The organism is Thermus albus (assembly GCF_022760855.1).
GTDB classification, from domain to species: Bacteria; Deinococcota; Deinococci; order Deinococcales; family Thermaceae; genus Thermus; species Thermus albus.
Window position 1 is genome coordinate 230055 of record NZ_JAKTNR010000004.1, and the last position, 24862, is coordinate 254916.

Genomic DNA, 24862 nt, shown 5'->3' on the forward strand with positions numbered 1-24862 from the left:
TTCAAGGCTGCCTTAAGGCGGTAACCAGTGCCTGGACCACATAGCTCCCCGCCCGTTCGTTGCCCAGGAGCTCGAGGGCGAACTCCAGGCGGATTTCCAGCCAGTCCCCTGTGGGGCCCGTTTGCGTGTAGATGATCTGCGGGGTGCCGTCGGCCCTTAGCCAAAGCCCTCCGTTTACCCGGTAGAGGACTTGTTTAGCGGGTAGAAGCAAAACTCCGTTTTGGTCCTTCAGGTCAGGTATCTGGAGAAGTAGGCTCCACACCCCGGGGGCGTTGGAAAAGACCTGGACCGGTAGAATGCCCCCTTCCAGGTTGCTGGCGGGGTAGGTGGCAGGGAAGGCCTTGGGGGGGTAGTCCTTAAGCTCAAAGGCGATCTGGGTGGTGGGGGTGCGGAGGGCGATGGTCTCGGGGATCAGGGTCTGAACGATCCAGGTGGCCTGGGCCAGGGCCGGGGCCAAGAACAGGACGATGGCGGGTAACCAGCTTCTCATGGGGTGCCTCCTTTTTCCCCTTCTTCGCTGGGGGGCGCGGGGGGTGCGGCCAGGGGGGTGCGCAGGGCGAAGGGCAGATCGGCGGCCACGTCCTTCCCGGGATCGCCGTAGTTTAGGATGGCCAAAGCGGTGTAGCTCCCCACGGGCAGAGGACCCACCAGGGTTACCGGGAGGATGCGCACCTGACCGGGAAGGACCACCACCTCTTCTATCTCCACCTCCGCCGTTTTCCGTCCTGAGGCGTTCCGCACCTCAAAGCGGCCGGCGAGTTTTTGGGCGGTGTTACCGGTATTTTGGTACTGGATGGCGAAGCGGTAGGGCTCTTCAGGGGTTTTGGGGGGACTGGGCACGATGCCGGTGATACGCCCGGAGGCGGAAAGGGGGGGTACGTTCACGTAAAAGACATGGGCCATGCGCACCCGGAAGGTGGCCAAGGGTACCCCCGGGGGTGGGTTAGGATCCTCGGATTCCAAGAAGAGGATGCCCCAGTGGGTGCCGGGGGTAGCCTCCTTGGGTACGGTGAGGGTGTAGGTGAGGGGGCGGTTTTGCTTGGGTTCCAGCAGGAACTCCGCCGGCGAAAAGGTGACCCAAGGGCTTGCGCTTTCCTTTAGGGAGCCCGTGGGCAGGAACTGGATCTTTCCCATGGGATCGTAGGTCCAGTCCCCCAGGCTGGCCCGGACCCGCACCGGGCGGGTACCCACGTTGTAGACGGTAAGGGTTTGGGTAAGGGTTTCTCCCGGTTTGGCCTCCTTGAGGAGGACGGGGGGTTCCACGCCTAGGGTGCTCTGGGCCAGGGCGCCGAGGGCCAGGCTTAGGAGGAAGGGAAAGATTCGCTTCATGGTTCACCAATAGGGCGAAGGCCTGGCCCTAGGGCCAGGCCTTCGGGTTCGCCTACCAAGCCGTGGTCGCTAAGGTGTAGGTAAGGTTCGCGGTGCTCTTGCCCCAGAGGTCGCTGTTGACCTTGACGGCCACCACCACCAGGTCATCCAGCCAGCTCTTGTATCCGCACCGCTCGGGGTTGTTGCCGGAGCGGGCTCCCGTAGGGCCGGCCTGCAGGTTACGGGGTACCAGTTCCAGGTTGGCCCCGTTGGGAAGCTCGTAAAGCCCCGTAGCCGCGCCGAAGGTATCGCAGGGGTTATCCTGGATGTAGAGATGCTGGATCCCTTGGGCGCCTTCGGGGTCGTTGCGGTTCACGGTCAGGTGCCACTGCTTCCCGTTGGAGAACTTCTGCAGGATGAAGGTGCGGTAGCAGACGAAGTAGTTCTTGCTGCCAGGGACGAGTTCCCCGTTCTTATCCAGCTTGATGGGGGGATAAGCGGTCACCGCACCGCCGCCGTTGATGGTGATGTTGGGCCACTGGGCTACCCCATAGCTGGTCCCCATGGGGAGGGTCTGCACCTGGTTGTAGAAGTTATCCCCCAACTGGGTCTTGATGTCCTGGTCCGAAAGCCCATAGACGCAGACCATCTGCCCGCCAAAGTCCGGGGTGGAGTTGGGCCAGGTAGCCCCGTCCAGCCCCGTGAGGTCAAAGGTCAGGGTGGTCACGTCCAGGTGCAGGGCCGTGGCCTTGGGCAGGATGAGCTCGATGGTCTGGTTCACGGAGGCCGAGTCCGCGCCCTTGGCGTAGGCGTCAGGGCCGTTGCCCTTGGTGGGAGCCACCGTGGGGGCCTGGGCCAGGGCCAGGGGTGCTAGAGCCAATACTGCTACCAGAATGCCTTTGCGCATATATCCCTCCGAATCTGCCCCTCGAGGTGGTGGCCTCTCAGGACGCCCTCACCCTAAGGGGAGGGGCGTTACGGGGGCGTTACGGAGAAGAGCCCTGTTGCCCAGGGGACCATCGGGGTGTGCTAACCTAAAAGCTAAGGAAGGTAACGCTTTGAAACGCGGCCTTAACGTTCCGGTTTACGCCCTGCCCCTTTTTGGCCGGGCACGTGTACTTTTCCGGGGGACGGAGCTGCGGGTTTCCCATAAGGGACTGGCCTTGCTCTATTACTTGGCCCTGGAGGGGCCCACCTCTAGGGCCCGCCTGGCCGACCTGCTTTACGGCCATGGGGCAGGTTTGCAGAACCTGCGGGTGGAGCTGCACCGCCTGGCCCAGGCCCTGGGACGGGAGGTTTTCCCCAAGGGGCAGGATCCGCTAGTTTTGCCCCCTTGGCTGAAGCTGGAAACCTCAGGGCACGGGGAGATCCTGGAGGGACTGGAGGAGGTGGAGGGCCTGTGGGAGTGGGTGCAGGAGGTGCGCACCCGTCACGAGGCCTTTCCTGGCCCGACCTGCCGCCAGGGGCTTTTGCGGGAGCTTTCCGCCTTGCGCCCTCCCTTTCTTCTGGTTTTGAAGGGTCGGCTTGGGGCAGGCCCGCGCCAGCTGGCCCAGGAGCTGGCGCGGGTTTTGGGCTTGGCCTTTCACCAGAACCTGCGCCCGGAAGGGTTGGTCTACCTGGAGGCTCCCTATCCCCAGGTGCCCTTGCGGGAACTTTTGCGCTCCAAGGCTTTTTTGATCCTGAGACTAGACCCCGGGGAGGAGCCCCGCTTCTTCCTGGAGCTTAGGGCCAGCTATCCCGTGGAGCGCATGCGGGTACTGGAGCTCTCCCCGCTATCTTGGCTCGAGGCCAGGCAGGGGCTCTTGACCGAATACGGCTTTCCGCAAGCCGCCAGGGCCTACTTCCTGGCGGGGGGACAGCCGGAATGGATCCCTGAATGGCTGGCATCGTCCAACCTTCCGCAGCGCCTCCTGGCCCAACTTCGCCTGCAGGCCCGGTGGCTTAGCGAGCCGGCCCGCGTAGCCCTGGAGTGGCTTTCCGTGGCCCCAGGGCCCATTCCCGAACAGGTTTTGGACGCTTTCGCGGCGTTGCCTTACCTGGATGAGTTGGAGCGGAAAGGGTGGTTGGTTTATCGGGAAGGAGAGGGTTACCGCTTTGCCAAGGAGGCGGAGCGCCGCTTTTTTTATTCCACCTTGCCCCCGGGCCGACGGCGCGAGCTTCACGAACGAGCGGCCACCGCTTTGGCCCTTGCTGGTTGCAGGCGGGAGGAGGCCCTGCACCGAAGGGCCTTGGGAGAAGAGTACGAAAGCCTCCTTGATTCCCCCTTACGCCAGGCCCTCTTGGGGGAAGGTAAGAGTGTTGGGAAAAGGGTACTAGGGCGGGAGCTGGCCCTGCTGGTGCAGGGTGGTGAGGGAGTATTTCCCATGGAGCAAGGGTTTGGTCTGGCCCTGTTGGAACCAGGGGATACCGCCCACCTGGACCTCGCCTCTTGGGAAGAGGAGGCGGTGTTGGAGCTGGTGGGGCAGGCTTACGCTCCCCAGGGTTCTTGGGGCCTCCTTTTGCTCGTCAGGGGAGTCCGGAGCGAAGGGTATATCCGCTTGGAGGAAAGCTTCACCCACCGCATCCTTCTTCCCCCTGGCCCTATCCGCCTAAAGTTTTGGGGTCTTGGGGTGGCGGAGTTCGCCTTGCGGGCCTATAGGGTCCGGCAGGAAGGGGGAAGAGCGTTGGGCAAAGGGCTGGTGGAGGTCTGGAACCTAGCGGCGAAGGAAGGCGAGGAGGTTCCAAAGCAGGGTGAAAAGAAGGGAGAGGACCAAGGTAGAGGCGATTGGGATGTACACCTTTAGCCCCTCCCGCTCAATGCGGATGTCCCCCGGCAGGTGGCCGAACCAGGAGAAGAGCTTGGGGGCGTAGAGGAAAAGGAGGCCCAGGAGAACCAGAAGGAAGCCTAGGAAGAGCAATGTCTTTCCCGCTTCCACTCCTCACCTCCCCAAGGGTCCATAGCCTGCCAAAGGGCATTATCGCAAGGCTGGGGCCGGGCCTTCAAGAGGGCTTGCTCCGGGGCCTTCTTCCCTTGGCTGGGGTGGGATTCTTGGCGTGAGGTCCGGGAAGGGATGGGTCCACTAGGGCCTGGAGGTACCGGCGGACCAGCTCGGTACGACGCCGGCTTTGGGTCTTGGCCAGGATGCTTTTGATGTGGTTCTTCACGGTGTTAAGGCTGATTCCTAGGGTAGCGGCGATCTTTTTGTTATCGGTTCCCTCGGCCACCAGGGCCAGGATTTGCCACTCCCGTTGGGTTAAGGAGTTGAGGGCCCCGAGATCCTCGGACTCCATGGGCCCCTGGCCATGATCCTCCCTATCCCCCCACCCTCCGTCCGCGGCCCAAAGGAGTCCCAGGAGGTCTCTTGTGCCCACGTTTCTAAGACCCCTTACCAACAAAAAGGGGCTTTCCGGGTGGCTTCCAGGGAAGACGTGGTAATACTTCCCGTTATAGACCAGGTCAAAGGGCAAGGGGGCCGCCATGGCCTCCCGTACCTTTTGGACCAGGGGAGCAAGGCCACCCCCTTCCCGGGGCTCCAGCCAGCACACCTCCTCCAAAGCGTAAGCCCTCTTGAGGAGGCCGGCCACGTAGCGTTGGTAGCCCTCTTTGCCCAGGCTCTGGAATAGGCTCCGGAAGAGCCGCCTGCTGGGGAAGGACCAAGGCGGAGAGGCCTCGGGTGCGGGTTCCTTGGGCAAGGGTTCCATCCGGAGTAACAAAAAGGACGCAAAACCGTCTAGACCCACGATGTGGGCGTGGCACAGGATGGCTTGGCTCAGGTCCTGGGTGAGCCAGATGCCCACCTCCCCGGCCTGGTAACAGAAGGCCAGGTCCCAGCAACAAGGGGTGCGGTCCGAGGAGAAGGCGGGCTGGAAAACCTCCAGACAAAGAGGATCCTCCTCGCCGAGGTGGGCAAGCCTTTGGAAGCTAGGGGTGGCGTAGAGGATGCGCCGGCCCTTTCCGATCAAGGCCAGGGGCTCGAGGACCGAGCCAAGCACCTCCAGCAAAAAGCGATCCATTAGGGAACCCCCTCATCCGTTGCTAGCTTTGCTTATGAACCCTACCCCCTGGGACTGCCACCCAAGCGTTTCTCGGTTACGCCCTAAGTTCTTCTTATCAGCCTTTGGGACATTTGTCAATGCACTTTTAGCCACGAAAGGCAACTTCTGGGCTAGCCCCAAAGGGCTATATAGCTCCCCGTTTCACAAGCCGCTCCTGGCCCAAAGGGGGCTTGTTCCCCGCCTCGGCCTCCACCTAGATTTGGGTCGGAAAGGAGGTGGCCTAAATGGTGGTTAGCAGGCGAAAGGCTTTGGTCTATCTGGGTGTTGCCGGGGCGCCGGTGGCCATGAGGAAGGTGTTTGCCCAAGGGGAGCGGGTGAGGGTGGCGGACCTGGCGGGCCTGGTTCCCCTCCAGCCTGTGAGCTTTAGCTACCCGGACGAGGGTTCCCCGGCCATCCTCCTGGACATGGGCCGGCCCACCTACATGGGGGTGGGTCCCAAAAAGTCCATCGTGGCCTACTCTGCCCTTTGCCAGCACATGGGTTGCCCTACGGCCTTTGATCCCAAGGAGAAGCTTTTGGTCTGCCCTTGCCACATGAGCCTCTACGACCCTTCCCGGGGCGGTCTTTGCCTCGAGGGCCCGTCCATAAGCCGGCTTCCCCGGATTGTCCTAGAGGTGGCCGGAGGCAGCGTTTATGCCGTGGGCGTGGCCTACGGCCTCATCTACGGAAGAGCCAGCAACGCCTGAGGAGGTAGGGCATGGATAGAAGAAAGTTCCTCAAATCCTCGTTGGTGGGCTCGGGGGTCCTGCCCCTTCTCACCTGGGAAGAGGCCAAGGCCTTTAGCCTGGATGCCGAAAAGCCCCTGGAGGCCCTCGAGCTTCCTCCGGACGACGCCCAGGTGTTCAACCTCACCTGCCAGTACTGCATGGTGCAATGCGGGTACAAGGCCTACGTGTGGGAGCCGGGCAAGGGCAAGAAGCCTGCAGGCAGCTACACCACGCCCCTTTCCGGGGAATGGGTGCACCCTAGCTTCGTGAACCGGGTTTGGAAGGACGGCCGTGAGGTGATGGTGGCCATCGTCCCAGACAGGGAATGCGTCATCAACCAGGGGGATTATTCCGTAAGGGGTGGAGGGAATGCCACCACCCTTTATACTCCCAGGTCCCAGGAGGTGGCGGCCAAGCGGTTGGCTTACCCTTTGGTGCGGCTAAAAGGCAAGGACTCCCCCCTCACCCGGGTTTCTTGGGATGAAGCTGCGGAGTTCGTCGCCGAGCGGTTTACCAGGATCAAGGAGCAGTCCGGGCCTGATGCCCTAGGCATGGTCTTTGGGGACTGGCTTTGGACCCTACCCACCTACGCCATCCTCAAGTTCTGGTTCAAGGGCCTAGGCTCTTCCTCCTATGCGGGTAACGGCTGGTTCTTTGACGAGGAAAGCGCCGGCATCTCGGCGGCCTTTGGCACGGGCACCCGGAGCTTCACCGTGGAGGACTTTGAGGTCACCAAGCTCCTGGTCACCGCTGGCACCAACCTGCACAACAACGGCAGCATCTGGTGGCACCGCTTCTACCTCAAAAACCTGGCCCCGGGGAACGCCAAGCACATTGACATCGACCCCCGGCGCACCTTCCAGGCCCAGATGGCGGAGAAGCACGGGGGCCTCCACCTGCAGATCCGGCCCGGCACCGACCCCATCTTGGTGGGAGCCCTAATAAGGCTAGTCCTGGAGCGGGACGCCTACGACAAGGAGTTTGTAAAGAAGCACGTGACGGGCTTTGACCGGGTGGTGGAAACGGTAAGGGACCCCAAGTTTTCCCTGGAAAGCGCCGTTAAGACCACCGGAATACCCCGAGAGAAGATTCTTAAGGCCCTCGAGCTCCTCATTGAGAACAAGGGCCAGACCATGCTCCTCCACGAAAAGGGGCTCATTCACCAGATGGCGGCCTTTGAGGCCCAGCACGCCTATGCGGTGCTGGGAATCCTTCTGGGCAACGTGGGGAAGCCGGGGGCCTGCGTCTCCCGTTCGGGAGGGCACCCTAAAGGCACCTTCGCCTGGCCCGAGGAACCCCCTTCCCGGGCGGAGAACCTCAACATTTATGAGGGGTTGGAGAAAGGGAAGGTCAAGGCCCTTTGGGCCTACGGCTGCAACATCTTCAAGCAACTGCCTACACTAAGCCGCTTCCGGCCCCTGATGGAGAAGACTTTCCTGGTGGTTTCCGACCGCATCCACACCGAGATGGACGCTGCTGCCGACGTGATCCTGCCCGCCGCTACCTGGGGCGAGGCGGACCTCATCCTGGCCAGCGAGGACCGCAGGGTGCGGATCCTTCAAAAGTTCATGGATCCTCCCGGCGAGGCCCGGCCCGATTGGGAGCACGTGGTTCTAGTGGCCAAGAAGATGGGGATTCCCGGCTTTGATTGGAAAAACCCCCGGGAGATTTGGGACGAGATCCGGTCGCAAAACGACTGGGTCAAGGAGATGGACTGGGATAGCCTCCTGAAGGCGGGTACCAACGGCCTCCGCTACCCCATGGTGAACGGCAGGTCGCCCGAAAGGTTGTATTCCGATGAGATGGAGGCCCTTTTGGGCCGGCGCTTCTTCACCAAGGACAACAAGGTCCATGTGGAGAAGTTTGCGGCGCTCAAGGATTTTGACCTTCGCAAGTACGAATGGGGGGAGGTGAGCACCCGCTACCCCTTGATGGCCATTGACTTCCGGCTCAACGAGCTTTGGAACACGGGGTATACCTACTGGGATACCCCTGGCGTGTACGAGAGGACGCCTGATGCCTACCTTCTCATCAACCCCCTGGACGCCCGGGCCCGGGGCATAAAAAACGGCCAATGGGTGGTTCTGGAATCCCCTTACGGCAAGTGCAAAGCGGTGGCCCGGGTGACCGACGAGGTCCGCCCCGGGGTGGTGGCCATGCCGGCCCTCTTCCCCAAGCCCGACCAGGAGTTCAACTACGCCACCCGGCCTACCCCCACCACCGACGGCAGCGTGGATACCATGGTGGCCTGCGAGGTCTACGGGGTTTAGCCCCGGGCCTAAAGAGCGCTCCTGGGTTTTCCCAGGGGCGCTCTTCCTCACTGGCCTTTGCCTCGTACCGCCAGATGGGCGGTGAGGGCGGCGCCCAAAAGCCCAGCTTCTCCGCCCAGAAGGGCCCGGCGCAGAGGGGGCACCTCCCAGCCCGAGAGGTAGTGCCGGTAGGCCTCCTCCAGGGTTTCCCAGTACGCCGGGGGAGCGTTTAGGGCTAGCCCCCCGCCCACCACCACCACCCCGGGGTCAAAGGCCTTCACCAGGCTGGCGAGGCCGATGCCCACGTAGCGGGCCGCTTGGAGGAGGATGCGCCTGGCCTTGGGTTCCCCTTCCGCAAAGAGCTGGAAAAGCTCTTTGGTATCCACCTTGCGGTTGTAGGCGTAGGAGGCTTCCCTTTCCAAGGCCCTGCCGGCGGCCAGGGCCTCGAGGCACCCCTCCAACCCGCACCCGCATGCCGGTCCTCCGGGAAGCAGGGTGATGTGCCCAAGCTCTCCCCCTTGCCCCCTTTCCCCCCTTAAGACCCGCCCCCCCAGGACCACCCCGCCCCCGATGCCCGTGGAAACGGTGAGGAAGAGGGAGCTAGCCTCCCCCCGGGCCGCTCCCAGATGGTGCTCGGCCAAGGCGGCGGCGTTGGCGTCGTTTTCCAGATACACGGGCCTCCTTGTGGCCTCCTCCAGAAGTCGGCGGATGGGGAAGTCCAAGAGACCCCGGATGTTGGGGGTGAAGCGGATGATCCCCTCCTTGAAGTCCAAGGGTCCCGGGGTGCCCAGGCCGATGGCTAAAGCCCGCGCCCCGGCTTCCCTTTCTGCCCTTTCCACCCCTTCGGCCAGGGCCTCTACCACCGCCATGCCGCCTTCCTCGGGGGTAGGGAGGACCACCTTGGAAAGAAGCTTCTCGCCGTCAAAAACCCCGGCGGCGATCTTGGTACCCCCCAGGTCCAGGCCCACCACGGTCATGGAATTCCCTCCTCCAGAATCGCTTCGGCTTCCCCCAAAAAGGCCTCGGGTACCCATAGGTTCACATCCCCCATATAGGTGCCCAAGGCGGCCTCGGGAAGACCGGAAAAGGGGGTTTCCAGGAACACGGGGATGCCCTGGGCCTCGAGCCTCACCTTCACCCCCTCGGCCACGGGCCGGGGGGCGGTGAGGAGTTTGCGGTAAGAGGTGCCGGCCATTAAGCGGCGTTCCATAGGGCCTCCACCAGGCGCACATAGTCTTGGGCGGCCCTTTCCACCTCCCTTAAGGGGATGTGCTCCCTAGGGGTGTGGGCCAGGGCGGGGTCCCCAGGGCCATAGCCCAACACAGGGGCTTTGGCCCCCAGGTAGGGAGCATCGGTGGTGAAGGGCCAAAGGCCCGCCTTCCCCTGGCCCAAGGCCTCAAGGGCGGCGAGGAGCAAGGGATGATCCTCGGGCAGGCGGTAGGGGGGCCAGAGGGCAGGGATGACGAGGCGCACCTCCCCCGAGGCCCGCTCCTCTTCTGGGATGTAAACGGAGGCATCCCCCAAGGCCCTAAGCCTCTCCAAAAGAGCTTCCAGGTCCGCCTCGGGTTCGTAGCGTACGTCCAGGTAAAGCCGCACCACCCCCGGGGTCTGGTTCTTGGCCCCGGGGTAGGTGTCCACCCGGGTGGGGGTAAGTTTAAGGTCCGCGGGAAGGGGAAGATCCCTGAGGGCCAAAAGGTATTCCCCCAGGCCAAAAAGGGGGTTCTCCGGGCCCGAAAGGGCGGCGTGGGCCTCCTCCCCCTCAAAGTCAGCCCAGACCTCAGCCCGGCCCCGGTGGCCCCGCATGAGCCTTCTTCCCGAGGGTTCCCCTAGGATAAAGGCCAAGGGGGAAAGCCTTTCCGCCGCGTAGCGGCTTCCTAGGCCCCCCACCTCCTCCTGCACCGTGGCCAAGAAGCGCACCCGCCCCTTCAAGGGCCCTTGGGAAAGGGCCTCCAGGGCCAGGAGCATGGCCACCAGGGGGCCTTTCATGTCCACTGCCCCCCGGCCCCAGACGGCCTCCTGGGCCACGGCCCCTTGGGGGTAGGCCCAGTGGCTGGGGTCCCCCACGGGGACCACGTCCAGGTGGCCGGTCAGGACCACCTCGGGTTCCTTTTCCCCCAGCAGGGCCTCTACGTTTCCCGCCTCGTCCAGGATGGCGGGGAGTCCCATTCCCTTTAGGGCCTCGAGGATCAAGCCCGCGGCCTCCCCTTCCTGCCCCGGAAGGCTTTCCGCCTGGATGAGGCGGGAAAGAAGCCGTACCCAGTCCACGCCCCTATCCTACACCCCGGCCCAAGGCCACCGCGTACAGGGCTATACCCAAGGCCACGGAGGCGTTCAGGGACTCGGCCTCTTGCCGCATGGGAATGCGGAAAAGCTCATCGCAGCTTTCCCTTACCAGGCGGCGCATGCCCTCCCCTTCCGAGCCCAAGACCAGGGCCAGGGGCCTTTGGAAGTCCAGCTCCTTTGGGGTCTTTTCTCCCCTTACGTCCAGGCCGTACACCCAAAGCCCCCGTTCCTTTACCGCCTCGAGGGTCCGGGGGAGGTTTTTCACCTTCACCACGGGAAGCTTCAGGGCGGCCCCGGCGCTGGCCTTCAGGGCCAAGGGGGAAAGGGGGGCGCTGCGGCGCTCCTCGGACACCACCCCGTGGGCCCCCAAGGCCAGGGCGCTTCGGATCATGGCCCCGTAGTTCCTGGGGTCGGTGATGCCGTCCAAAAAGACCAGAAGGGGCATCTCCCCCCGGGCTTCCGCCAGGGAGAAGGCCTCCTCCAAGGAGGCGTAACGGGGTTCCTCCACTTCCGCCGCCAGGCCCTGGTGGTGGGTGGTCTTAAGGAGGGTGTCCAGCTCAATCCGGGGCACCAGGGTGTAGTCTGCACCCAACCTCTCCAGCTCCCTAAGAAGCCAGGCCTCCACCCCCCTGGCCACCAGGACCCGCCGCACCCGGCCCTCCTTCAGGGCCTCGAGGACCGGGTTTCTCCCGTAGATCCACATGGCCCTAAGTTTACGACCCGGTATGATGAAAGCGAAGGAGGCGGTATGTACAAAAGCATTCTGATGCCCACGGATGGAAGCCCCTGTAGCCTAGAGGCCCTGGAGCATGGCCTTTCCCTGGCCAAGGCCCTGGGGGCCAAGGTCCACTTCCTCTACGTGCTGGAGAACCCCGCCCAGGCCATCTGGATTGCCCCAGAGAGCGTTCCCTATGGCCTGGAGCTTCTGGAGGACCTGAAGAAGGCGGGGGAGGAGGCCATCGCCAAGGCCCTTAACCTGGCTCAGGAAAAGGGGGTGGAGGCCACGGGGGAGGTGAAGGAGGGGATACCGGTGCCCACCATCGTGGAGGCGGCCAAGGGGTTTGACCTTTTGGTCATGGGCACCCATGGGCGCACCGGGCTGGACAAGCTCCTTTTGGGCTCGGTGACCGAGGGGGTCTTGCACCGGGTGGGGATTCCGGTTCTGGTGGTGCGCTGCCGCTAGCCTTCCCTTGCCCCCAAGATGCGCCTGGTTAGCGTTTTCGTCTCCTCGCGCCTTTCCCAAGACGACCCCCTTTATGCCCGACTGGTCCGTTACGGGGAGGTTATGGCGGAGGAGGGCTTTGGCCTGGCCTGCGGGGGGTACCAGGGAGGGATGGAGGCCTTGGCCCGGGGGGTAAAGGCCAAGGGGGGCATGGTGGTGGGGGTTACGGCCCCCGCCCTTTTCCCCGAGCGCAAGGGGCCAAGCCCCTATGTGGACTTGGAACTTCCCGCCTCCTCCTTGCCCGAGCGAATCGGGAGGCTTTTGGATCTGGGGGCAGGGTATCTTGCCCTTCCCGGGGGGGTGGGTACCCTGGCGGAACTGGTGCTGGCCTGGAACCTCCTCTACCTGCGGCGGGGCCTGGGCCGGCCCCTGGCGGTGGATCCTTACTGGCTTTCCCTCCTCAAGGCCCACGGGGAGATCGCCCCGGAGGATCTGGCCCTTTTGCACCCTGTGGCGGACGAGGATGGTTTGCGGCGGTTTCTAAGGAGGCTATGAGCGAAACCCTTGTGGTGTACGTGCCGGACCTGGGTCAGGGCGTGAGCTTCTACCAGGCCCTGGGGTTGGCCCTCGAGGAGCTGATCCCGGAAAGGGAGGCCCTTTTGGCCCCCCTGGAGGGCCCCCTTCTCCTCCTGCGCCCGGGAAGCGGGGGAGTGGAGCCGGGGCCCAACCGCCCCCGGCCCGAGGGGCACGGCTTCGCCCGGGTGGGGGTGGAGGAAGGCCGCCTGGTGTTTTTCGTGGAGAACCTGGAGCACGAAAAGCTTCGCCTTTCCAAGTATGGCCTTCCCTTCCGCGAGGCAGGGGAACACCTCCTCCTCTTTGACCCGGGGGAGAACCCGGTCTTGGTACGGGGGCTTCCCCCGGAAAAACAACCCTGACGGAGGCCTATGCGGCTTTGGCTTTTGGATCTGGACGATACCCTTCTTGTGGACCACCGGGTGAGCGAGGAGGTGTTGGAGCAGCTGGGTCGGGAAGTGGGGGTGGAAGGGCTTCCCGAGGGGGTGCGGCGGAAGGCGGAGGAGTTCTTCCGGCAGGCTCCCTTTTACCCCTGGGCCGAGGGCATCGGCCACTCGGCCCTGGAGGCCCTTTGGGCCCGCTACTCCACCCCGGGGCTGGAGGCCTTAGCGGGGTGGGCCTGGCCCTTTCGGGAAAGGGTTTTCCAAGAGGCCCTAAGGGAGTTGGATGGCCCTGAAGAACGCGCCAGGGAGCTGGCGGAGGCCTTTTTCCAAAGGAGGCGCCGCTACCCCCTCTTCCCCGAGGTGCCGGAGTTCCTTTGGGCCTTGAGGGCCAAGGGGGCGGTCCTGGTCCTCCTCACCAATGGCATCCCAGACCTGCAGCGGGAAAAGCTCTTTGGGGCCGGCCTGGCTGAGACCTTTGACCTCACCCTGGTCTCCGGGGAGGTGGGCCTGGGCAAGCCCGATCCCAGGCTCTTCCGCATGGCCCTATGCGCCTTTGGCGTGGGCCCGGAAGAGGCGGTGATGGTGGGGGATAACCCTGAGCGGGACATCCAGGGGGCCCTTCTTGCGGGGATAAAGGCGGTCTGGGTGGACCGGGGGCACCGGCCCAGGGATTCCCGCTACCCACCCCACCTCGAGGTGCAGGACCTGAGGGACGCCCTGGTCCTTTTGTGACCTTGGGTGCGGGGGGTTTTGGGGTTCCCAGTACACTGGCCTCATGTACGAGGCCTTGCTTTTCCTTCACAACCTGGTGCGCTGGGCTGTCTTGGCCTTTGGCTTTTGGGCTTTCCTTCGCCCAGCGCCCAGGTCAGGGGCTTACTTCGCCCACACCCTCACCCTCCAGGTGGTGTTGGGGCTCGGCCTGGCCTTCTTGAGCCCCCTCTTTCAAGGGGCCTTGGCCAACCTGGAGGCGGTGATGCAAATCCCAAGCGAGGCCCGCTACTTCGTGGCCGAACACTGGGTGGGAGGCCTTATCGCCTTGGGCCTGGCCCACGCTGGCCTTTCCCAAGCCCGCAAAGGGAAGCCTAGGGCCCGGCTCCTCTTCGCCTTGGCTTTGGGGCTTCTTCTCCTTTCCATCCCCTGGTTCCGGCCCCTCCTTAGGCTTTAGAGAAAAGAGGGGGCGTGGGGGAGCTATAATCCCTAAGGACTTTCAGTCCGTGGGATACATGGGTCAGCGAAGCTACATGCGACCGAAGGTCGCTTAGCTCCCCCACGTCCGCCGGAGGCGGACATGGCATGGTGAACGGCAGATGTGTGTTCCAATCTCCTTGGGGACGGTGTTCCCCGTGGACCTTGAGACTTGGAGTAGGGGGTTTCGTCGGGTAGTCCGACGAGTAAAACTCCAAACGAACACCTGTGGCAGAGCTAGAAGCACGCCGCTCGCCTGCCGATACGGAGTCAAGGTTTTTTGGGCTCGGGTCAGCCGAAAGGCTACCTTGTCGGAGCCTGCGGGGATGGGTACGGCAGAGGCCGTCCCATGAGACCCGAGGTCACGGGCGGTCACGGGCGGTCACGGGCGAAGCCCGTATCTTGCAGCCCGTATCTTGCAGCCCGTATCTTGTAGCCCCGTTCTACAAGATAGCCTTACGGCTGACCAGAACGGGGAGTCGTCACAGGAGCCCAGGGAAGGCCAAGGTGGCCCCCTCAAGGGCTCAGGGGTTCATCTTCTTAGCCTTCCCCTAGATAGGCTAAGGCCGCGTACCCCACCACCCGGCTTTGGTCCCCCGAGGCCTCGGCGCTGGTGGCGTAGGCCAGAAGCTTAGGGCGCCACCCCAGGCCCTTGGCCAGGGCGGTGAGGGTGGCCCAGGGAAGGCGGCCGCAGGCTTCTCCCCGCGCCACCCCTTCCACATCCAGGGCCAGGGCCCTTTCTAAGGTTTCCTGGTCCCGCCTTCTGGCCACGGCATCGGGGTGGTAGTGGGATAGGTCGCTGGAGGCCAGCACCAGGTCCCCTTCCCCTAGCTCCGGCAAGAGGGCTTCCGCCACCTCCATGGGGTTCACCTCCCCGAAGAGGAGGGGCAGGATGGGCGTGCCCGGCAAGGCCACTTGGAGGAAGGGGAGGAGGACCTCGAGGCTATGCTCTTCCAAGAAGGGCTCCTCGTAGGTTAAAAATGGCGGGCCCTTCTCCATAAGCCTGCTTCCCCCTTCCAGGTCCACCGCCACCTCCCCCAAGGGGGTGGCCCAGGCGCGGTAAGGGTAGAAGGCCACGCCGAGAAAGGGCACAAAATGGCTGGGCCCCAAAAGGAATGCCCTCTTCGCCCTTCCCTGCCAGGCGGAAAGGGCCCCAAAGCCCTCTGCGGCCACCTTTCCCGAATAGAAGTAGCCGGCATGGGGGGAGAGAAGGCCCCTAACCCTGGGGTCGGGTTCTGCGCGGGCTCTTTGTAGAAGGCCTTTCACCTCCTGCCTTAGGCGTTCCGCCTCCTGGGGGTAGAAGTAGCCGGCCACCGCCGGCGGCCTCACCAGGTCCATACCCCGGGAATCCTCCTCCCGCACCCTGGGCAGACCCCGGGGACCTGCCAAAGGGGCTCCACCCGGTAGCCCCGCCTACGGATGAGAAGCCTCCCGCAGTCCGGGCAGCGGGTGGAGCTTCTTTCCTCGTCCAAGACGTTGCCCACGTACACGAAGCTTAGCCCCTCCTCCTTGGCGATCTCGTAGGCCCGCACCAGGGTGCTGTGCCGGGTGGGCCTCAGGTCCAGCATGCGGTAGTCGGGGTGGGCGGCGGTGAGGTGCCAGGGGATTTCGGGGGAGAGCCCCTTGAGGAATCGGGCCATGGCCCGCACCTCCTCGGGGGCGTCGTTGTAGCCCTCCAGGAGGAGGGTGGTCACCTCCACCCAGGCCCCTTGGGCGTGGAGGTGCTCGAGGCTCTCCAAAACCGGCTTGAGCCGGGCCCCACAGATCTTCCGGTAGAACTCCTCCGTGAAGCCCTTCAGGTCCACGTTGGCGGCATCCAGATAGGGCCGGATGTAGTCCCAGGCTTCCTTGGTTTCAAAGCCGCTGGTGACGAAGACATTCTTCATGCCCCGCTCCTTGGCCAGCTTTGCCGTGTCGTGGGCGTACTCAATCCAGACGGCGGGCTCGTTGTAGGTGTAGGCGAGAAGCCGCACCCCCAAAGCCTCGGCCTCCTGCACGATGGCCTCCGGGGGCCAGTCCTCCCCGATGGGCCGGTCAAGCTGGCCTTCTTGCGTCACCTTAAACTCCCGGAACTGGGAGATCTGCCAGTTTTGGCAGAAGGCGCAGAAGAGGTTGCACCCCACGGTGCCCAGGGAAAGGATTCCCTCCCCGGGGTGGAAGTGGTAAAGGGGCTTCTTCTCCACCGGGTCCAGGTGAAGGGCGGCCGCCTTGCCGTAGGTCACCAGGTACAGCCTGCCCCCGAAGTTGCGCCTAACCCCGCATTTGCCTGCCTTTCCTTCCGCGATGGCGCAGTAGTGGGCGCAGGCCCGGCACTGCACGTAGCCCTTGGGTAGGGGGCGTTTCAGGTCCGCTTCCCTGAGGGTAGTCGTCAGGGTCATTTCATACGCTTCTCATCCCATGATACCACGCCCGGGCTTTAGACTGAATCCGTGCCGCCTTTTCCCCCAAGGGAGGAAGCGGACTTTGCTCCGTTTTTTTCCCCCGAGGTGCTCCGCCGGGGGCTGGCCTACTACCAGGAGGGCCGGGTGCAGAGGGTCTTTCGGGTGGGGGAGAGGATTGTGGGTTTGGTGCAGGGTTCGGCGGAAGCCCCCTACCAGGTGGAGGTGGGGCCTGGGCTTGTGGGCCGGTGCACCTGCCCCTATCCCGATTTCCCTTGCAAGCATGCGGCGGCGCTTCTTTATGCCTACGTGGAGGGAAGGGTACCCGACCTTGCGCCCCTTATAGAGGCCCTAACGCCCGATGAGGCCAAGGACCTTTTGCAAAGGCTCGCCCTGATTCCTGGGGTTACCTTTTATCTGGCGGAGGCCTTGGCCCCAGGGAAGGCCTTTATGGAGGGGGTAAAGCACCTGCGCCGGGCCTTCCGGATGGGGGGAGGGGAGGCGGAGGCTAAGGCCCTCCTCCTGCGCCTGGACCGGGTGGGAAGGGAGGAGGTGGAGGCCTACCTCGAGGCCCTTCTGCAGGCCCCCTTTAACCCGGAGCCCTACCTGAAGGCGGCCTTAGAGCGCTATCTGGCCCTTTCCCCTAGGCTTTCCTTCCTCCTTGGCCTTTACCTGAAACACCCTTCCGAGGCTCTGCGGGAGGCCTTCTTGCGGGTGGGGGTGGAAAGGGAAGCGGAGGCCCTAGACCTCCTGAAGGGTCCGGATGGCTTGGGGCTCAAGCGGGAGCTCAAGGCGGAGCTTCTCTTCCGCCTGGGGCGGGTGGAGGAGGGGCTTGCCGCCTTGCGGGAAGGGCTTGAGGGGGTGGAGGACTACTTCCAGCTGGTGAACCGGCTCCTTTCCCTAGGCCGGATGGAGGAGGCCCTAAGGTATGCGGAGGAGGCCCGGGACTGGTTTGGCAAAGACCCCAGGCTTCTTCCCTTGCTGGACCTTTTGGTGGCCCACCGGGGGCTTCCTGAGGATCACAGGGCCCGGTTTGAGGTCCGGCCGAACCTCGAGGACTACCTGGCCCTGAAGGCCAAGCTGGGCCGGGACTTCTACCGGGAGCGAAGGACTCTTCTACGCCAGGTGCGGGATCCAGCCCTTTTGGCCCGCATCCACCTTGTAGAGGAAGACTGGAGGGCCTTGGACCGCCTCTTAAGGAATGCCCCCCTCGAGGCCTACCCCCGCCTGGCAGAGGCCCTGGAGGAAAGGCTTCCTGAGGAGGCCAAAAGGCTCTACTGGGAAGCGGCGAGATCCCTGGTGGAAAGGGGTAGCCGCAAGGCCTACCAGGAGGCGGCTCGGCTCCTAGGGCGCATGGCCCGCCTGGACCCCAAGGCGGCCCAGGAGGCGGCCTCGGCCTTGGTCTTGGCCTACCCCAAGCGGCCTGCCCTGAGGGAGGAGCTTGCCCTTTGGCTCTCGGAAAAGTCTCACGGGCCTGTGGAAAAATAACCCTGTGGAGCGCTTTCCCTGGGTGGAGGTCTTCCGGGGGCTGGCCATCTTGGAGGTGGTCCTCCACCACGTGACGGGCCGCTTCCTGCGGGAGCTTTCCCCGGGAAGCCCAGAATGGCACCTACTGGCGGCGGCGAACCGCACCCTACACTTTGCCGTGCCCGCCTTCCTCTTCATGACCACTTTGGTCTTGGGGGCCAGTTTCCTCAGGGAGTTCCGCCTGGGCCGTTACCTAAGGAATCGGGCCCTTCGCCTTCTTTGGCCCTACCTCCTTTGGAGCGGGGTCTACCTGGCCTTCCGCTACTGGGATTACGGGGTTTTTCAGCCGGAACGCCTTCCCCACCAGCTCCTTTGGGGAAAGGCCTACTTTCACCTCTACTTCCTGGCGGTGGCCCTGCAGCTTACCCTCCTCCTCCCCCTTTTCCTCCCTCTCCTCAGGCGGAGGCCCCACGGCCTGGTGTTCCTCCTTCTAGGGGTAGGGCTCACCTTGGGGGTTTACTTTCTGAACCGTCACTACCGCTTTTTGCCCTACCCGGGAAGCTTCGTCCTTTGGTACACCCCGGCCGTCGCCTTGGGGCTTTACCTGGCAAGCCGCCTCGAGGTTCTACCCCGCCTGCTCCGCTTCTGGCCCTTAGCCCTTTTGCTGGCCGGGGTAGGGCTTTGGGGGTATCTGCCCCTGGCCTTGGAGGTGCTGAGGCGACTTCCTGTGAACACCTTCCACTACCAGGCCTTTCACTGGCTTTATACCACCGGCATGGCCTTTCTCCTCCTGGCCCTGGCCTATGCCTTGTCCCGCACCCCCTTGCGGACGCCCCTGGCCTTTTTGGGCCGCTACTCCTTGCAGATCTACCTGCTCCATCCCATGGTGGTGCGCCTTTTGGAGAAACAACCGGCTTTTCCCGAGCCTTTGGGTCTTAAGCCCGCCTTCGCCGTCTACCTGGCCTTGGCCCTTTTCCTGCCCCTTTTGTTGGCCTACCTCTTGGCCAAGGCCCGGGTATCCCCCGCCTTTTTTGGCCGATGAGGGCCTTCGCGGTCTGGCTCCTGGCCCTAGCTCTTGGCCTGTTCTGGGGTCTGCGGTCGGCAAGCCCTGGGCTGAAGAGGGTGGAAGAAGGTGTGGTTTACGGGCGGGAGGGGGTTTCCCTGTTTGCCCAAGTCTGCTCGCCGCAAGGGGCCACGGACCGGGCGGTGATCTTGGTGCCGGGTGGCTTCGGCCCTCCCACCTTGGATATGGAAAAGCGGTGCCGCCTCTATGCGGAGAAGGGGGTGGTGGCCTTGGTGCCCCACCTCAGAGGCCGGGGGAAAAGTGAGGGAAAGGTGACCGGTTGCCTAAAGGAAGCCGAGGACGTGGCCCTTATGGCCCGCCTCCTTCCCCAGATGGGGATAAGGCGCCACGCCTACGCCGGCTACTCCCTGGGAGCCTGCGTGGCCCTAAAGGCGGCGGCCCTGGAGGGAAGGGCCAGGGGTGTGGCCTTTGTCATCGGCCCGGTGGACTTTGCCGAACAGGTGGAGATCCTGAGGAAAGCCCGCCCCGACGCCCTGAAACGTTGGCGGGAGGTCTTCGGTGGGCTTCCGGAGGAGTGCCCGGCCTGCTACGCCCGGCAGAGCCCCTTGCCCCATGCGGCCCGCCTTGGGGCTCCCCTTCTCATCCTGCAGGCGGGCAACGACCCCCTTATTCCCTCCACGCAGGCCTGCCGCCTGAGGGATGTGCGGGAGGAAGCCGGCCGCAAGGTGCACCAGGTGGCCCTCACCCGGGAAGGGAAGCCCTGGACGGAGCCCCTCACCAAGGGCCGGGCCTGCCTCAGGCCCACGGGGTTTGGCCCCTTGGGGGAGGACCACCTGGTCCTCTTCCCCGATCTCCACCATGCGGTGATTCCCGCTATGGAGGCCCTGGTGGAGCGGTTTGTCCTAGCCTGGCTCCGTTAGGGGGCCAAAAGGGGTATAGCCTGGGCCAGCATCCGCCAAGAAGGGGTTCTAAGGCCTTCGCTTCCCCCACCGTATAGGCGTGAAGCCCCACCGGAAGGCCCCTAAAAGCCCTTCGCGCCAGGTGGTGAAGGTCTTGGCAGGAAAGCCCTTCGTAGATGAGGGGGGTCCGGGTCGCTTCCCGGTAGGGCCCGGCCTGTGGCCCAGGAGCCGATGCCGCAGGGGAACGTCTTCCCTTAGCACCCCAAGCCCCTCCTTCAGGCGCCTTAGGATTCCTTCGTGGAAGACCCTGGCCGAAGGCATAGATTTCCTTGGCATAGCGCAAAAGCCTTTCGGCCTCAGGGTGCGGGTACCGCTCAAAGGGGGCCCCTTCGGGGAGGGCAGCGGGATAACGGGGTGAACCGGGTGTGTTCTAAGTCCCTTCAGGCCTGAAGGATAGGGTCCCGGCTTCGCTCCAAAAGGGCACTCTAGCCCATCCCGATTGACAAGCCGAGGAGCTTGCCGCATAGTAAACCTTGCGGCCAGACCTTGGAGGGTTGGCCGAGCGGTTGAAGGCGGCGGTCTTGAAAACCGCTGTGGGCCTTGGGCCCACCGGGGGTTCGAATCCCTCACCCTCCGCCAAAAGGCTTGGAGAGGTGGCCGAGTGGTCGAAGGCGGCACCCTGCTAAGGTGTTGTACCGGGAAAACCGGTACCGCGGGTTCGAATCCCGCCCTCTCCGCCAAAAAGCCCGGTCTAAGACCGGGCTAAAGTTTTGGTCATGTGGGCCTTGCCTTTGCCTCCCCTAAAACCCTGCCGGTTTATCCGGAGGAAAAACCGCTTCCTGGTGGAGGCGGACGTGGGCCCCCTGCACCTGCCTAACTCGGGGCGGATGACGGAACTCCTTCTGCCCGGAACCCCTTGCTTTTACCATCCCAGGCCCACCCTCAAGACGGTGGGCCGGATGGTCCTGGTGGAAAGCCAGGGGGTTTTGGTGGGGGTGGACGCCTCCTTGGCCAACCGTCTCCTGGAGTTGCTTTTGAAGGAGGGGTTTTTCGGCTCCCTTGCGGATCTAAGAAAAGAGGTGCGCTTTGGGGGGGAGAGGCTGGACTTCTCCGCCTGGATTGGGGATAAGGAAGCTCTTTTGGAAGCCAAAAACTGCAACCGGGTGGAGGAGGGCCTGGCCCTTTTCCCCGATGCCCCTACCCCTCGAGGGGCCCGGCACCTTAGGCTTCTCGCGGCGTTTGCCCGGGGTGGGGGGCTGGCCTACGCCGTATGGATGGTGCAGCATCCCCTGGCCCAGGCCTTCGCCCTGGACCCGGAGGATGGGTTCCTATACCGAGCGGCCCGGGAAGCGGAGGAGGCGGGGGTGAGGCTTCTGGCCTTTCGCGTGCGCCCTGCCTTGGAAGCCCTCCATCTGGAAGGGGAGCTTCCCTGGGTTTGGCTACCCCCCAAGGAGAATCTGGAAGGCCACCATCAGGGCCACGGCTAGGGTGAGCACCGTGGCCACGCCTTCGGCCTTGGCCTCCCTTAGGGCTTCGGGGAGGATTTCCGCCGCCACCATCCAGATCATGGCCCCGGCAGCGAAGCCTAGGCCCACCGGCAAGGCGGGCTTAAAGAGTTCCACGAAGAGAAAGGCGGGCACGGCCATGAGGGGCTGGGGCAGGCTGGAGAAAACGCTCCAAAGGGCCGCACCCAGGATGCTGATACCCCTGGGGATCAGGACCAGGCTGATGGCTAGGCCTTCGGGAATGTTATGCACGGCGATGGCCAGGGTGATGAAGACCCCTAGAGCCTCCCCGCCGCCAAAGGCTACTCCCACCCCAACGCCTTCGGCGAAGGAGTGCAGGGTCATAATGCCCACCATCATGAGGGCTTTGCGGGCATCCAGGCCGTTTAGGGTACCGAAGCTCACCTCCCGGCTGTGGAGGAGGCCATGGGAAATCTGGATAAAGAAAAGGCCCAGGACCACCCCCAAGAGGGTACGGCCCAGGTGGTAGTGCACCCCCTCGTAGATGAGGCCGAAGCTGGCGGCCAGCATGAGCCCGGCGGCGGCGGCGTTGGCCAGGCCCAGGTGGTGGGCGAGGATCTTTCGGGTGAAGACGAAGGGAATGGCCCCTAGACCGGTGGCGATGGCGGTGAGGAGGGCGTACAGGAAGACGGTCCAAGGGGAGATGGATAGAGGTTCCATGGCCTTGATATTACTGCAAGTGATTATTGTTAGCAATAAGCCAATCCCGGACCGCCTGGGCCCCGGCTTCCCGGTCCCGGTCCAAGAGGAGGTCATGCCCGCTTTCCGGGAAGACCAGGTAATCCTTCTTAGGGCTTCCCAAAAGGGCGTGGTAGCCCCGGACCCCGGCAGGGTCCACCACCTTGTCCCGGCCGGCCTCCACCACCAAGGCAGGGGCCTTCACCTGGGGTAGGACCTCGGGGGTGCGGCGCATCAGGGCCAAAAGCTGGAGGAGGGTCCGGGTGGGGAAGTAGGGGTAGTTGGGGTTTTGCTTCCTAAGCTCAGGGTCCTGGATGGAATCGGGGCCAGGAAAACGGGGGATGAACCAGGCCAAGAGGGGAGCCAGGGGGGCAAGGGGGTGTTTGAGGGCCAGGGCTGGGGCCAGGGCCACCAGGGCCTGGGTGGGGCTTTCCGCGGCCAGGTGGGCGGCTAGGAGGGCGCCCATGGAAAGCCCCACCACCCCTCGAGGCTCGGGTAGCTTCTGGTATGCCTCCTGGGCCACCGCCAGCCAGTCCTGCCAGCGCACCCGAAGAAGGTCCTCTGGCCGGGTGCCGTGGCCTGGTAGGGCCGGTTGAACCACGGTAAAACCGGCTTCCCGCAACACCCTGGGCAAGGGGCCCAGGGTGAGGACGGGGTGGGAGGTAAAGCCGTGGAGCAAGAGGAGATGCATACCTAAGGATACCCCGCCTGGACGCTGGGGAGGGGGCATGGTAAAACGGTAAGGAATGCTGGGTGAGCCCTCAGATTATCTCGGCCAGCCGCAAGGCTATCTTGAAGGCAACCTTGCAGAGTTCCCCTTTGCCGCCCTGGTGGGCGCCTTGATGGGCACTGGGCGCACTGGGCGGCTTCTCGTTCGGACCCCCCATCTGGAGGGTGAGGTCTTTTTGCAAAACGGTCAGGTGATCCACGCCCGGGTGCGATCGGGCGAAAAGGCCCTGGAGGGGGAGGAGGCCTTGGACCTTCTGGTGGGTCTCAAGCGGGCACCTTACCGCTTTGAGCCCGAGGTGTTGCCTCCCCACACCACCCTGCTGGGGGGGCTTGCGGTGCCCGCCCGGTTGGCCGAGGCCCAGGTGCAGTGGCAAGGCCTATCCCTTCCTGCCGACTGGGGCTATATCCTGCGCCTGCCTGTCAAGGGAGGGGAGGTGGAGATCGGTCCCGAGGCCTTGCGGGTCCTGGCCCAGGTGGAGGGGAAGCGGATTGCCGAGGTGCTTCTAGCCCCGGGGGCCTTGCGTTTGGCCCGCATCCTGCACACCCTTTTGCAGATGGAAGCCCTCGAGGCGGTGCCTCTAGTGGAGGTGCCGCCCGCTTCCCTTTTGGTCCTACCCATCTACGGCCCCGGGTCCGGGGTGGCCTTTGTGGATGAAGGGCTTTATGCGGAGTGGGCCCGGGCCATCCGCCATGGGTTCCGCCTTCGCCTAGAGCGCCTCGAGGCGTTGATGGAAGTGCGGCCCAGGCCCAACATCCCCGGTCGGCTGGGCCTGCTGGAGGAGGATCTCAAGCGCCTGCGCTTAAGGCGGGGGGATAAGGTGGAGGTGGTGCCGGAGGTGTAGCCATGGATATCCTGACCCTAAACGAGTATCTCAACCGGATCGTATACGGCTTCCCCATGAAGCTGGTATTCCTGCTGGTGGGAGTCTACTTGGTTATCTTCCAAATCCGATGGTTCCAAGCGCCGTTGCGGATGCTCCGGGTATCTTTTAGCGAAACCCTAGGGGCCATCCGGGAGCGGGCCTATGGTTTCGGCGGGCAGATCACCCCTTTCCAGGCCACCATGGTGGCCCTCTCCGCCACGGTGGGCACCGGGCACCTTTTGGGCATGGTGGCGGCGGTGCTCATAGGAGGCCCTGGGGCGGTCTTTTGGATGTGGCTGGGCTACTTCTTTGGTACGGGCACAAAGTTTGCCGAGGCCACCTTGGCGGTGCACTTCCGCCGCCGCTTTGCCGATGGCTCGGTTTCCGGTGGGCCCATGTACTACCTGTACCGGGGTCTACCCAGGCTTCGCTTTCTGGCCTATTTCTTCGCCTTCTTCGCCGCGGTGGCCGCCTTTGGTATCGGCAACCTCTCCCAGGCGGGGGCGGTGGGGGGTGCCTTGGCTCCCCTGGGGGCGCCCCCGGCTTTGGTGGGCCTTTTCCTGGCCCTTTTGGTGGGGGTGGTGCTGGGTGGGGGCATCGTGCGGGTGGCCCGTTTTGCCCAGGTGATGGTCCCTCTGAAGTTACTCCTCTTCCTGGTAGCGGTGGTGCCCCTATTGGTCCTTTACGGGGCCCAGATCCCCGAGGCCTTGGCCCTGGTCTTCCGGGCGGCCTTCAGCCCGGAGGCGGCCTTGGGGGGCGCAGCGGGCTATAGCCTCTTCGCCGCCATCAACGCTGGGCTGGGCCGGGGCATCTTTGCCAACGAGGCAGGTCTGGGCTCTGCGCCCATCGCCCACGCCCAGGCTCAGGTGGACCACCCGGTGCGCCAGGGCTTCTGGGGGGTCACGGAGATGTTCGTAAGCTTTTTGGTCACAAGCCTCACCGCCCTCACCTTCATCGCCTCCGGGCTTTGGCGAGGAGGGGGGAGTGCGGCCGAGGCCGCTAACGCCCTCTTCCAGGCCCATCCCCTTGGGCAGGTTATCCTAGCGATTACCGTGGCGGTCTTCGCCCTAGGAACCATGGTTTCCTGGGGATTTTATGGGGAAGAGGCTGCCGCCTTTCTCTTCGGCGAGGGGATCCGCTGGCCCTACCGCCTCACCTTCGCCGTCTTGGCCTTCGTGGGGCCATTGGGGGGCCTCGAGGCCTTCTTGGCCATCTCCGACACCCTAAACGGCCTTATGGCCCTTCCCAACCTCCTGGGCCTCATCCTGTTGGGGCCGGTGGTGGGCCGCTTGGTCTATAGCTTCTTCCGCGGGGAGCCTTGGATACCCCCTCGGTGACGACTCCCCGTTCTAAAGAACGGGGCTGCAAGATACGGGCTGCGCCCGTGACCTCAGGAATGATGAGACTGCTTGC

General features: G+C 64.2%; 27 protein-coding genes and 2 tRNA genes. 16 read left to right on the forward strand and 13 right to left on the reverse strand.

The genetic code is table 11. The features are described 5' to 3' along the window. Window position 1: 1 nt before the first annotated feature. From L0D18_RS06480 to L0D18_RS06490, 3 genes are read right to left on the reverse strand one after another with little or no spacing between them, the layout of a single operon-like run. A complete protein-coding gene (locus L0D18_RS06480; RefSeq protein ID WP_243028057.1) occupies window positions 2-490 on the reverse strand; it encodes a hypothetical protein in 489 nt (162 codons plus the stop codon). Then, window positions 487-1329 (reverse strand): DUF916 domain-containing protein, encoded by an 843-nt coding sequence (locus L0D18_RS06485; RefSeq protein ID WP_243028058.1) that lies wholly within the window; start codon window positions 1327-1329, stop codon window positions 487-489. The genes L0D18_RS06480 and L0D18_RS06485 overlap by 4 nt, the downstream gene beginning before the upstream one ends. A 52-nt stretch (window positions 1330-1381) precedes the next feature. Continuing rightward, window positions 1382-2215, reverse strand: coding sequence for a hypothetical protein (locus tag L0D18_RS06490; RefSeq protein ID WP_243028059.1), 834 nt, complete (start codon window positions 2213-2215; stop codon window positions 1382-1384). Window positions 2216-2366: 151 nt separating this feature from the next. Here L0D18_RS06490 and L0D18_RS06495 point away from each other — a divergent pair, with 151 nt between their 5' ends. Beyond that, the gene (locus L0D18_RS06495) at window positions 2367-4091 is read left to right on the forward strand and encodes a hypothetical protein (RefSeq protein WP_243028060.1); all 1725 of its coding nucleotides are present in this window, start codon (window positions 2367-2369) and stop codon (window positions 4089-4091) included. Here L0D18_RS06495 and L0D18_RS06500 read toward each other — a convergent pair. Then, window positions 4002-4223, reverse strand: a complete 222-nt coding sequence (locus L0D18_RS06500) for a DUF2905 domain-containing protein (RefSeq protein WP_243028061.1) — start codon at window positions 4221-4223, stop codon at window positions 4002-4004. The two genes, L0D18_RS06495 and L0D18_RS06500, sit on opposite strands and share 90 nt — an antisense overlap. Before the next feature lie 64 nt (window positions 4224-4287). Beyond that, on the reverse strand, window positions 4288-5301 hold the full coding sequence (locus L0D18_RS06505; protein WP_243028062.1) for a helix-turn-helix transcriptional regulator: 1014 nt from the start codon (window positions 5299-5301) through the stop codon (window positions 4288-4290). 266 nt (window positions 5302-5567) lie between these two features. Here L0D18_RS06505 and L0D18_RS06510 point away from each other — a divergent pair, with 266 nt between their 5' ends. Together L0D18_RS06510 and L0D18_RS06515 are read left to right on the forward strand one after the other, a co-directional pair. Further along, window positions 5568-6029 carry an arsenate reductase (azurin) small subunit gene (locus tag L0D18_RS06510; protein ID WP_243028063.1) on the forward strand — a complete coding sequence of 154 codons (462 nt, stop codon included), beginning with the start codon at window positions 5568-5570 and terminating at the stop codon, window positions 6027-6029. 11 nt (window positions 6030-6040) lie between these two features. After that, complete coding sequence (locus L0D18_RS06515) at window positions 6041-8320, forward strand: molybdopterin-containing oxidoreductase family protein (protein ID WP_243028064.1); 2280 nt, start codon at window positions 6041-6043, stop codon at window positions 8318-8320. A 47-nt stretch (window positions 8321-8367) separates the two neighbouring features. Here the strand turns inward: L0D18_RS06515 and L0D18_RS06520 are convergent, their stop codons facing one another. The 4 genes from L0D18_RS06520 to rlmB are packed head-to-tail and all read right to left on the reverse strand — an operon-like array spanning window position 8368 to window position 11285. Beyond that, window positions 8368-9276, reverse strand: a complete 909-nt coding sequence (locus tag L0D18_RS06520; protein WP_243028065.1) for a glucokinase — start codon at window positions 9274-9276, stop codon at window positions 8368-8370. Further along, window positions 9273-9509 carry a putative signal transducing protein gene (locus tag L0D18_RS06525; protein ID WP_243028066.1) on the reverse strand — a complete coding sequence of 79 codons (237 nt, stop codon included), beginning with the start codon at window positions 9507-9509 and terminating at the stop codon, window positions 9273-9275. The genes L0D18_RS06520 and L0D18_RS06525 overlap by 4 nt, the downstream gene beginning before the upstream one ends. Beyond that, entirely contained in the window at window positions 9494-10564 is a 1071-nt protein-coding gene (locus L0D18_RS06530; protein WP_243028067.1) for a M20 family metallopeptidase, read from the reverse strand. Before L0D18_RS06530 ends, L0D18_RS06525 begins: the two co-directional genes overlap by 16 nt. A 4-nt stretch (window positions 10565-10568) precedes the next feature. After that, the gene (gene rlmB / locus L0D18_RS06535; protein WP_243028068.1) at window positions 10569-11285 is read right to left on the reverse strand and encodes a 23S rRNA (guanosine(2251)-2'-O)-methyltransferase RlmB; all 717 of its coding nucleotides are present in this window, start codon (window positions 11283-11285) and stop codon (window positions 10569-10571) included. Between the two features lie 45 nt (window positions 11286-11330). Between rlmB and L0D18_RS06540 the strand changes: the two genes are divergently transcribed. Genes L0D18_RS06540 through L0D18_RS06560 form a run of 5 tightly spaced genes read left to right on the forward strand, consistent with a single transcriptional unit; the run spans window position 11331 to window position 13865 of the window. Next, window positions 11331-11765 (forward strand): universal stress protein, encoded by a 435-nt coding sequence (locus L0D18_RS06540; RefSeq protein ID WP_243028069.1) that lies wholly within the window; start codon window positions 11331-11333, stop codon window positions 11763-11765. An 18-nt stretch (window positions 11766-11783) separates the two neighbouring features. Further along, the gene (locus L0D18_RS06545) at window positions 11784-12299 is read left to right on the forward strand and encodes an LOG family protein (RefSeq protein WP_243028070.1); all 516 of its coding nucleotides are present in this window, start codon (window positions 11784-11786) and stop codon (window positions 12297-12299) included. Beyond that, window positions 12296-12679 (forward strand): VOC family protein, encoded by a 384-nt coding sequence (locus L0D18_RS06550; protein WP_243028071.1) that lies wholly within the window; start codon window positions 12296-12298, stop codon window positions 12677-12679. Before L0D18_RS06545 ends, L0D18_RS06550 begins: the two co-directional genes overlap by 4 nt. Before the next feature lie 9 nt (window positions 12680-12688). Further along, a complete protein-coding gene (locus tag L0D18_RS06555; protein ID WP_243028072.1) occupies window positions 12689-13432 on the forward strand; it encodes an HAD family hydrolase in 744 nt (247 codons plus the stop codon). A gap of 43 nt (window positions 13433-13475) precedes the next feature. Then, window positions 13476-13865: a hypothetical protein gene (locus L0D18_RS06560; protein WP_243028073.1), complete on the forward strand. Its 390-nt coding sequence runs from the start codon at window positions 13476-13478 to the stop codon at window positions 13863-13865. 560 nt (window positions 13866-14425) lie between these two features. Here L0D18_RS06560 and amrB read toward each other — a convergent pair. Together amrB and amrS are read right to left on the reverse strand one after the other, a co-directional pair. Beyond that, on the reverse strand, window positions 14426-15223 hold the full coding sequence (amrB, locus tag L0D18_RS06565; protein ID WP_243028074.1) for an AmmeMemoRadiSam system protein B: 798 nt from the start codon (window positions 15221-15223) through the stop codon (window positions 14426-14428). Continuing rightward, window positions 15211-16263, reverse strand: coding sequence for an AmmeMemoRadiSam system radical SAM enzyme (gene amrS, locus L0D18_RS06570; protein ID WP_243028075.1), 1053 nt, complete (start codon window positions 16261-16263; stop codon window positions 15211-15213). The genes amrB and amrS overlap by 13 nt, the downstream gene beginning before the upstream one ends. A 51-nt stretch (window positions 16264-16314) precedes the next feature. Here amrS and L0D18_RS06575 point away from each other — a divergent pair, with 51 nt between their 5' ends. The 6 genes from L0D18_RS06575 (at window position 16315) to L0D18_RS06600 (ending at window position 21140) form a co-directional block, all read left to right on the forward strand. Further along, window positions 16315-17751: an SWIM zinc finger family protein gene (locus L0D18_RS06575; RefSeq protein ID WP_243028076.1), complete on the forward strand. Its 1437-nt coding sequence runs from the start codon at window positions 16315-16317 to the stop codon at window positions 17749-17751. A 4-nt stretch (window positions 17752-17755) separates the two neighbouring features. Then, window positions 17756-18772: an acyltransferase family protein gene (locus tag L0D18_RS06580; protein WP_243028077.1), complete on the forward strand. Its 1017-nt coding sequence runs from the start codon at window positions 17756-17758 to the stop codon at window positions 18770-18772. Between the two features lie 80 nt (window positions 18773-18852). Further along, window positions 18853-19674, forward strand: a complete 822-nt coding sequence (locus tag L0D18_RS06585; protein ID WP_243028078.1) for an alpha/beta hydrolase family protein — start codon at window positions 18853-18855, stop codon at window positions 19672-19674. Window positions 19675-20201: 527 nt separating this feature from the next. After that, window positions 20202-20292 (forward strand) — tRNA-Ser (locus tag L0D18_RS06590). Window positions 20293-20300: 8 nt separating this feature from the next. Further along, a tRNA-Ser gene (locus L0D18_RS06595) sits at window positions 20301-20393 on the forward strand. Window positions 20394-20429: 36 nt separating this feature from the next. Further along, window positions 20430-21140 carry a DNA/RNA nuclease SfsA gene (locus L0D18_RS06600; RefSeq protein ID WP_243028079.1) on the forward strand — a complete coding sequence of 237 codons (711 nt, stop codon included), beginning with the start codon at window positions 20430-20432 and terminating at the stop codon, window positions 21138-21140. On the opposite strand, the gene L0D18_RS06605 is transcribed toward L0D18_RS06600, so the two are convergent. Then, window positions 21093-21839 (reverse strand): ZIP family metal transporter, encoded by a 747-nt coding sequence (locus L0D18_RS06605; RefSeq protein ID WP_243028080.1) that lies wholly within the window; start codon window positions 21837-21839, stop codon window positions 21093-21095. The genes L0D18_RS06600 and L0D18_RS06605 overlap by 48 nt on opposite strands. 10 nt (window positions 21840-21849) lie before the next feature. Then, window positions 21850-22548, reverse strand: coding sequence for an alpha/beta hydrolase (locus tag L0D18_RS06610; RefSeq protein WP_243028081.1), 699 nt, complete (start codon window positions 22546-22548; stop codon window positions 21850-21852). 55 nt (window positions 22549-22603) lie between these two features. On the opposite strand from L0D18_RS06610, the gene L0D18_RS06615 reads away from it, so the two are divergent. Both L0D18_RS06615 and L0D18_RS06620 read left to right on the forward strand, forming a co-directional pair. Continuing rightward, window positions 22604-23428 carry a DUF4388 domain-containing protein gene (locus L0D18_RS06615; RefSeq protein ID WP_243028082.1) on the forward strand — a complete coding sequence of 275 codons (825 nt, stop codon included), beginning with the start codon at window positions 22604-22606 and terminating at the stop codon, window positions 23426-23428. A 2-nt stretch (window positions 23429-23430) separates the two neighbouring features. Continuing rightward, the gene (locus L0D18_RS06620) at window positions 23431-24786 is read left to right on the forward strand and encodes an alanine/glycine:cation symporter family protein (RefSeq protein ID WP_243028083.1); all 1356 of its coding nucleotides are present in this window, start codon (window positions 23431-23433) and stop codon (window positions 24784-24786) included. Window positions 24787-24862: the final 76 nt, after the last annotated feature.